Origin of the sequence: Arthrobacter sp. I3, from assembly GCF_000520575.1 — a bacterium.
In the GTDB taxonomy this organism is placed as follows: Bacteria; Actinomycetota; Actinomycetes; order Actinomycetales; family Micrococcaceae; genus Arthrobacter; species Arthrobacter humicola_A.
In genome coordinates this window covers 6121-10202 of the sequence record NZ_KI914934.1, presented here as the reverse complement: position 1 = coordinate 10202, position 4082 = coordinate 6121, and the positions used below count along the sequence as shown (strand labels likewise).

The window sequence follows — 4082 nt, the reverse complement described above, 5'->3', positions numbered from 1 at the left end:
CCACTGAGCATGTCCAGTTCTTGACGGCCACACGGAGCATGTCCAGTTCTTGGGGCAGCCCGGGACACGTGGCACAAATGCGGGGCACGGGCCGCGGAGACTGGTCGAGGATTCAGAGCCACAAGGCACCCATTCGCCGCAGATGGCCGCAATAGGACCAGCCAATCCGGCCATCTGTGGCGAATCGACGAAGTCCACCCCGGCAGAGTCCCACCTGGGCACCCACGAGGATGCCCGGCGCCAGCCCCGGGACGCCGGCCACCCCACTAACCCAGGGCACACGTCGGTGGGTAGCCGGCCCTCGGTCAGGACCCGACGCGGCCCGCGCGGCGCAGTGTGGACGCGGCGTGCTTGAGGATGGGCCCGTCGACCATCTTGCCCTTGAACTGGAAGACGCCCGAGCCGGCTGCGGAGGCGGCATCGAGCAGCTCCGCGGCTGCCGAGACGTCGGCCTCGGAGGGTGCGTAGGCTTCGCGGACGACGACCACCTGGTCCGGATGGATGCAGGCCTTGGACGAGAATCCGGACGCCACCGCGTCACGGGATTCGAGGGCCAAACCGGCCAGATCCGGGATGTTGACGTAGACGGCGTCGATCGCGTCCTTGCCGAAGGCGCCGGCGGCCAGCAGCACGCTGGACCGGGCGTGCAGCGCGACGGCCCGGTAGCTGCCGTCCTCCGCCCGGCTCGAGGTTCCGCCGAGCGATGCCAGCAGGTCCTCCGCACCCCACATCAGGGCCACCACATTGGGCTCGGCGGCGATGGCGGCGGCGTTGAGGACGCCGGCGGCCGTCTCGCAGAGGGCAATTACGCTGTAGCCCTCGAGTTCCCTCAGCTGGGCAGCGCTTTCCGCCTTGGCCAGCATGATGTGCCGGTAGGGCGTGTGCTTGAGGCAGTGCAGGTCCTTCTCGAACTCGTCCGTGCCGGCCGGGTTGACCCGTACGATCGTGCGGGACGGATCCAGTTCCGGGACGTCGCCGGTGGCGCCAAGCTGGGCAAGGATGGCGCCGCGGGCCCGCTGCTTGTCGGCAGGGGCAACGGCGTCCTCAAGGTCTACGATCACGGTATCGGCGCGTTCCGCGGCTTTCTGGTACCGCTCGGGGCGGTCGGCGGGGCAGAACAGCAGGGCAGGGCCCATCAGGAAACTCATGTCTCTATTCTCCCCTTTTGCGCCGCTTCCAGCTCGGCAGCGGCGTGGGCCTCGCGTGTCCACATCAGGCAACTGCGGGCGGCGAGCGCCACCACGTCCCCGTGCTGGTTCCGTCCGGTGTGCTGCATGGTCACGATGCCCTGCCCCGGGCGGGACGCGGACAGCCTCTTCCCGGTCACTACCGTCTCCGTGTAGAGGGTGTCCCCGTGGTACAGCGGGTGCGGAAAGGACACATCCGTCAGGCCGAGCTGGGCGATGATGGTGCCCTGGGTCAGCTGCGGCACGGACTGGCCCACCACGGTGGCCAGGGTGAACATCGAATTCATCAGCCGCTGGCCGAAGGGCTGCCCGGCGCTCCAGGCCGCGTCGAGGTGCAGGGCCTGGGTGTTCATGGTCATGGTGGTGAACAGGACGTTATCCGTCTCCGTGACCGTCCGGCCCGGCCGGTGGGCGTAGACCACGCCCTCATCCAGCTCATCGAAATAGAGGCCGCGCTGCTCAATCACCCGGGGGGTGCCGGTACCCGGGTGCGCGCCTGTGCCCGGTGAAGTCGTGCCTGCATCACTCATACGGTCAGTTCCTGGTCTTCCTCAAAGAGTTCGGCTCCGGTGGCCGCCACGACGTCCTCCACGGACACGTTCGGCGCCAGTTCCCGCAGCACCAGCCGGGACTTCCCGCCCTCGGTCACGACGTCGATCACGGCGAGGTCGGTGATGATCCGGTCCACGCAGCCTTTGCCGGTCAACGGCAGCGTGCAGGTTTCCACGATTTTCGGCTTGCCGTTGCGGTCCACGTGATCCATCATCACGATCACCTTCTTGGCCCCGAACACCAGGTCCATCGCGCCGCCCATGCCCTTGACCATCTTGCCCGGGATCATCCAGTTGGCGAGGTCGCCGTTGACGGCGACCTCCATGGCGCCGAGCACGGCCACGTCGACGTGGCCGCCCCGGATCATGCCGAAGGAGGCTGCGGAATCGAAGAACGCCGCGCCCTTGTTGACCGTGACGGTTTCCTTGCCGGCATTGATCAGGTCCGGGTCGACTTCATCCTCGGCCGGGTACGGCCCGACGCCCAGGATGCCGTTCTCCGAATGCAGCACCACCTCGACGCCGGCCGGAATGTAGTTGGGTATCAGCGTCGGCATGCCGATGCCGAGGTTGACGTACTGGCCGTTGTGCAGTTCCTGCGCCACGCGGGCCGCGAGTTCATTTCGGGTCCAGCCCTTGCCCTCAGCACCGGCGGCGTGTTCGACGGCGGAGCGCCGGTATTCGTGGCGCACGGCCTCGGGTCGGGGCGGGGCCTCTGCGGCTTTGTTCGTTTCCACGGCTAGGCTCCTGCCTGCTCCGGCGACGGTTTTGGTGTGCCGGAGGCGCTGGAGGCCACCGCAACCGTCCGCTTCTCAATGCGTTTCTCGCCCTGCGGGGCCAGAACCACGCGCTGGACGAAGATCCCCGGGACGTGGACGTGCTCCGGGTCCAGCTCCCCCGGCTGCACGAGCTCCTCGACCTCGGCGATGGTGATCTTCCCTGCCATGGCGCACAGCGGGTTGAAGTTCATGGCCGTGGCGTGGAAGACGAGGTTGCCGTGGCGGTCACCCTTCCAGGCGTGCACGAGGCCGAAGTCGGGCGTCAGCGATTCCTCCAGCACGTACTCGGCGCCTTGGAAGCTGCGGACTTCCTTCGGGGCGGAGGCAATCGCGACGTTGCCCTCGGCGTCGTACTTCTGCGGCAGGCCGCCGTCGGACACCTGGGTGCCGACGCCGGCCGGGGTGTAGAACGCGGGGATACCCGCGCCGCCGGCGCGCAGCTTTTCGGCCAGCGTGCCCTGCGGGGTGAGGACCACCTCCAGCTCGCCGGAAAGGTATTGCCGGGCGAACTCCTTGTTCTCCCCCACGTAGGAGCTGATGGTGCGCCGGATCCGGCCGTCCTTGAGCAGGATCCCGAGGCCCCAGTCGTCGACGCCGCAGTTGTTGCTGACGGTTTCCAGGTCCGTGGCACCGCGCTCATGCAGGGCCTCGATCAGCGTCACGGGAATGCCGCACAGCCCGAACCCGCCGACGGCGAGCGAGGCGCCGTCGTGGATGTCCGCGACAGCCTCGGCGGCGCTGGCAACAACTTTGTTGATCATCGGTGATCCTTCCGGCCGGCTACAGTCCCAGTTCGCGGGCGATCAGCATCAGCTGGACCTCCGTGGTGCCCTCGCCGACTTCAAGGATCTTGGAGTCGCGGTAGTGGCGCGCCACGGTGAATTCGTTGATGAAGCCATAGCCGCCGAACACCTGGGTGGCGTCCCGCGCGTTGTCCATGGCTGCCTCGCCTGCGACCATCTTAGCGATGGCCGCCTGCGTCTTGAACGGCTTGCCGGCAAGCATCCGGGCGGCCGCGTCGTAGTAGGCCAGGCGGGCCGTGTGGGCGCGGGCTTCCATCCGGGCGATCTTGAATGCGATGGCCTGGTATTTGCCGATGTTCTGCCCAAACGCGCTGCGTTCCTTGGCGTATTTCACCGACTGGTCCACGCAGCCCTGGGCGGCGCCGACGGCCAGGGCCGCGATCGCGATCCGGCCTTCGTCCAGGATGGAGAGGAAGTTGGCGTAGCCGCGGCCCTGGGTGCCGAGCAGGTTCTCCTCGGGGACGTGGACGTTGCTGAACGTCAGCGGGTGGGTGTCCGAGGCGTTCCAGCCGACCTTGTTGTACGCCTTTTCCGCGGTGAAGCCCGGAGTGTTGGTGGGCACCAGGATGGTGGAGATTTCCTTCTTGATGCTGCCGTCCGCGCGTTCCTCCTGGCCGGTGACCGCGGTGACGGTGACGAGCCTGGTGATGTCGGTGCCGGAGTTGGTGATGAACTCCTTGTTGCCGTTGATGACCCACTCTCCGCCGCCCAGCTTGGCGGTGGTCTTCGTCCCGCCGGCGTCCGAGCCGGCTTCCGGCTCGG

At 67.6% G+C, this 4082-nt stretch carries 5 protein-coding genes; all 5 read right to left on the bottom strand.

Annotated elements, in window-relative coordinates; genetic code table 11:
• Window positions 1-305 precede the first annotated feature (305 nt).
• Entirely contained in the window at window positions 306-1148 is an 843-nt protein-coding gene (locus Y706_RS0114210) for an HpcH/HpaI aldolase/citrate lyase family protein (RefSeq protein WP_028277098.1), read from the bottom strand.
• Window positions 1145-1717, bottom strand: coding sequence for a MaoC family dehydratase (locus Y706_RS0114205; protein ID WP_028277097.1), 573 nt, complete (start codon window positions 1715-1717; stop codon window positions 1145-1147). Before Y706_RS0114205 ends, Y706_RS0114210 begins: the two co-directional genes overlap by 4 nt.
• Window positions 1714-2475, bottom strand: coding sequence for a CoA transferase subunit B (locus Y706_RS0114200; protein WP_028277096.1), 762 nt, complete (start codon window positions 2473-2475; stop codon window positions 1714-1716). The genes Y706_RS0114205 and Y706_RS0114200 overlap by 4 nt, the downstream gene beginning before the upstream one ends.
• A gap of 2 nt (window positions 2476-2477) precedes the next feature.
• A complete protein-coding gene (locus Y706_RS0114195; protein ID WP_028277095.1) occupies window positions 2478-3278 on the bottom strand; it encodes a CoA transferase subunit A in 801 nt (266 codons plus the stop codon).
• 19 nt (window positions 3279-3297) lie between these two features.
• Window positions 3298-4082 (bottom strand): acyl-CoA dehydrogenase family protein (locus Y706_RS25565; RefSeq protein WP_043436196.1); only part of this gene is annotated, 785 nt, incomplete at its 5' end.